2 protein-coding genes are annotated in these 2,861 nt (G+C 62.9%); both read left to right on the top strand.

Annotated elements, in window-relative coordinates; genetic code table 11:
- The coding region (locus tag AC629_RS41915; protein WP_245332174.1) for a sensor histidine kinase at positions 1–840 on the top strand (840 nt) is incomplete at its 5' end.
- 159 nt (positions 841–999) lie between these two features.
- Positions 1,000–2,861: GAF domain-containing protein (locus AC629_RS41910; RefSeq protein WP_168195724.1), on the top strand; the 1,862-nt coding region annotated here is incomplete at its 3' end.

The following is a 2,861-nucleotide window of genomic DNA, read 5'->3' as shown; positions in this document are numbered from 1 at the left end:
CTCGAAGATCTTCGTACTGCGCAGGACCGCCTGGTGCAGACGGAGAAGCTTGCATCCCTCGGCCAGCTCACCGCCGGCATCGCGCACGAGATCAAGAACCCGCTCAACTTCGTCAACAATTTCGCAGCATTGTCGGCCGAACTGACCGGCGAGCTGAACGATGCGCTCGCCTCCTCCACGCTGCCGGACAAGACGCGCGCGGAGATCGACGAGCTGACCGGATTGTTGAAGGACAATTTGCGAAAGGTCGTTCAGCACGGCCGCCGCGCCGACTCCATCGTCAAGAACATGCTGCTGCATTCGCGCGAGGGCGGCGGCGAGCACCGGCTCAGCGACATCAACGCGCTGGTCGAGGAAAGCCTCAACCTCGCCTATCACGGCGCGCGCGCCGAGAAGCCGCAGTTCGACGTGACGCTGAAGCGCGAGCTCGATCCGGCGGCAGGCTCCGCCGACGTGTATCCTCAGGAGATCACCCGGGTGCTCCTGAACCTGATCTCGAACGGCTTTTATGCGGTGGCCAAGCGCAAGGCGGACAACGGCGCGGCCGCTTACGAGCCGGTCGTGACCGCCGCGACCCGCGACTGTGGCGAGCGTATCGAGATCCGCATCCGAGACAACGGCACTGGCATTCCGGACGAGGTGAAGGGAAAGATGTTCAATCCGTTCTTCACGACGAAGCCCGCCGGCGAAGGCACCGGCCTCGGGTTGTCGATGAGTCACGACATCATCGTGAAACAGCACGGCGGCACGATTGATGTGGATACGCGTCCTGGCGAATTTACCGAGTTCACGATCCTGTTGCCGCGCAGGAGCAGCCTTTCAGACCAGAACAAGGGATAGCACCGCCCCGGCGGATGCCTTGGAGAATCTGGCGTGGCCCGTTCAGCGAAGTCGACACGGGCAAGGATATCGCTGGCCGGGACGCCCGGGGAATGAAATAATCCGGCTTTCAAAGATTGGACCCGGCCCCTGCCAGGCGCCGACCGCATGGATTTCCGGATGACCGCCCTTCCGCAGGACGTGGTGGCCGAGCTCAAAACGAGGATTGCCGAGCTCGAGCAGGGATTGCAGGCGAGTGCCGCGGAGACCGAGCGGCTGGAGCACGCGCTGTTCCTGTCGCGCGACCGGCAGCAAGCCACCGCCGAGGTTCTTCAGGTCATCAGCCGCTCGGCATTCGATCTGGATGCAGTGCTTCAGACCTTGGTCGAGATCGCTGCCAAACTGTGTCGCGCGGACGCAGCCCAGATCTACCGGCGCGAAGGCGAATTGTACCGTTCAGCCGCGATGTGCGGGAATATCAACGAAACCTACCGGGCCATCGAGGAAGCCGGGGCCATCAGCGTTGGCCCGGGCACACTGGTCGGCCGGGTCGCACTGGAAGGAAAACCCGTCCAGATCGCGGACGCCTGGAACGATCCGCGCTATGGGGCCGGCGAGGACGCGCGGATCGGAAATCTTCGTTCCATGCTTGGTGTTCCGCTTATTCGAAACGGAGACCAGATCGGTGCATTCGCGCTGGCGCGCGATCACGTCGAGGCCTTTTCGGACGGCGAGGTCGAACTCGTCCGAACGTTTGCCGATCAGGCTGTGATCGCTATCGAGAACGCCCGCCTGTTCCAGGAGGTACAACAGCGGACCGACGACCTCGGCGAATCGCTGCAGCAGCAGACCGCGACCGCCGACGTCCTCAAGGTGATCAGCCGCTCCGCCTTCGACCTCGAGGCCGTGCTCAACACGCTCACCGAATCGGCAGCGCGGCTTTGTGATGCGGATATGGCTGCGATCACGCGACAGCAGGCCGACGGCGGATACGCCCATGCCACGCGCTACAATTTTGCGCCGGAATGGGAACGCGTTTCCAGCGCCATCAGGCTTTATCCGGGACGCGGCAGCCTCGTCGGGCGCGTGTTGCTGGAAGGCAAAGCCGTACAGATCACCGACGTGCTGGCCGATCCCGAATATGCTTTTCACGAGCAACAGCAGGCGGGCGGCTATCGCACGCTGCTCGGCGTCCCGCTGGTCCGCGAGGGGCAGCCGACCGGTGTGCTCTTCCTCGGACGCGCCACGGTCAAACCCTTCTCCAACCGGCAGATCGAGCTGGTTCAGACCTTCGCCGACCAGGCGGTGATAGCGATCGAGAACGTCCGCCTGTTCGACGAGGTGCAAGCGAAGACGCGCGATCTCAGCGAGGCGCTGCAACAGCAGACTGCAACCGCCGAAGTCCTCAAGGTCATCAGTCGCTCCACCTTCGACCTGCCGGCCGTCTTGCACGCGTTGGTTGAGACAGCCGCTCGACTTTGCGGCGCGGACAAGGGTACCATCACACGCCAGAAAGACGGCGCGTTCTATCGCGCCGAGTCCTACGGATTTTCGGAAGCGTTCATGGACTTTGTGCGGGGCGTTCCAGTAATCGTTGACCGTCACTCGGCGACCGGGCGCGCGTTGCTGGAGAGCGTCGTGGTTCATATTCCGGACGTCGAAGCCGATCGAGAGTACACATTCCGTGAAGGCCAGCGGCTTGGCCACTTCCGTTCGCTGCTCGGCGTGCCGATGCTGCGCGAAGGTCTACCGATCGGCGTGATTACGCTAACTCGGACTGAATCGGGCGGCTTCACGGACAAGCAAATTGAATTGGCCATGACCTTTGCCGATCAGGCTGCGATCGCGATCGGCAACGTCCAGCTCTTCGATGCGGTTCAGACACGCACCCGCGAGCTCGCCCAGTCGCTCGAAGATCTTCGTACTGCGCAGGACCGCCTGGTGCAGACGGAGAAGCTTGCATCCCTCGGCCAGCTCACCGCCGGCATCGCGCACGAGATCAAGAACCCGCTCAACTTCGTCAACAATTTCGCAGCATTGTC

This window comes from Bradyrhizobium sp. NAS80.1, assembly GCF_001908205.1.
Taxonomy (GTDB): domain Bacteria; phylum Pseudomonadota; class Alphaproteobacteria; order Rhizobiales; family Xanthobacteraceae; genus Bradyrhizobium.
The sequence above is the reverse complement of the archived record's forward strand: the minus strand, read 5'-3'. Positions and strand labels throughout refer to the sequence as shown.